Origin of the sequence: Megasphaera sp. AF13-6AC (assembly GCF_027685385.1) — a bacterium.
GTDB lineage: Bacteria > Bacillota > Negativicutes > Veillonellales > Megasphaeraceae > Megasphaera > Megasphaera micronuciformis.
Genome location: NZ_JAQCUN010000136.1, coordinates 1 through 1,109, shown reverse-complemented (window position 1 = coordinate 1,109; position 1,109 = coordinate 1). Strand labels below are relative to the sequence as shown.

Genomic DNA, 1,109 nt, shown 5'->3' with positions numbered 1-1,109 from the left:
ATAGCAATCTCGAAGGTAAAGTCCTGGTTGAGGCTCTTTGACGTAAATGTGACAGGCACGACAGCACTGTCGCCGTTTTCTTTTACAGACCCTATGTCCTTGAATGTCAAATCATCAATGCCCGAATCCTGTCTTACCTTTTCGGCAGCCGCTTTATCCTGTGCCGAAGGCAAGTCGCCTTCCAACTTCTTTCCTACGCTGCTGTAAATTTCACTGCTTACGATCGGTACGATTTGTCCCTTCATACCTTGGAACATAGCCGATGCCAACCCGTTCATAGGATTATCTTTAATCTCCGGCGACTCCATGGCTACGGCCACAAAATCATCATAACCGCTACCGACAATAGATTCTACATCTACATACTTTTTGAAGGTTGCGACATCATGCTTTGTATACGCTTCACGAGCTTGGTTCAAAGCATACCCCGGTGTCTTGGTAAAGTACATAAAATACCAGGCTGCAACCAAGACGAGAACAAGGATGACCCCGCCGAAAATCAGTTTTTTCTTATTCATACGTTTCTCCTTATGTGATAAAAATAATTACGCAGTAATTTATTATATCATCTCCCCTCCCGATTTTACAAAAGCGAAGTTCTTATAAAAGAACTCCGCTTTATCCATAATCTGTATTATTTCTTATCCTGTTGATGATTAGCCGCATAGGTATCGTTTTGAGCGATAACATCGAGGAATACCAAAGGCTTTTTCTTTTCATTGCGCAACGCATGTTTTTGTCCCGGGCGAGCAATGGTAATATCGCCGGAACGAACAACATATTCCTTACCGTTGCTGTCCGTAAAAATGCCTTCACCGTCCAAGATAATATACGCATCTTCATTAACGGCATGTGTATGAAGCCCTACGGACTCTCCCTTGTTCAATGTCATACGACCGATTTCCTTAATAGCTTGTTCTTGTGTGGCCGATGTACGGGCAAAGGCAAACTTGCCGTGCAAAGTACCGTTACCGCCTGCTACGTGTTCTTTGTCGAGCGTAAAAAGACTGTCTTTCGCATACACTTGCGGCAATGTCGATAAATCCGTGCTGTCCGCTGCAAAAGCTGCCGTTCCTACGGAAAGTGCGGCCGTTAAAACAGCTGCCATC

Annotated in this window: 2 protein-coding genes; both read right to left on the bottom strand. The window is 44.5% G+C overall.

Annotated features, from left to right (window positions below):
* Positions 1-518 (bottom strand): hypothetical protein (locus PGX78_RS07065; RefSeq protein WP_270446138.1); only part of this gene is annotated, 518 nt, incomplete at its 3' end.
* 116 nt (positions 519-634) lie between these two features.
* On the bottom strand, positions 635-1,108 hold the full coding sequence (locus tag PGX78_RS07060) for a cupin domain-containing protein (RefSeq protein WP_270446137.1): 474 nt from the start codon (positions 1,106-1,108) through the stop codon (positions 635-637).
* Position 1,109: the final 1 nt, after the last annotated feature.

Excerpts from the sequence above, each read along its gene's own strand:
- PGX78_RS07060 (WP_270446137.1), bottom strand. The coding sequence starts at position 1,108 with ATGGCAGCTGTTTTAACGGCCGCACTTTCCGTAGGAACGGCAGCTTTT.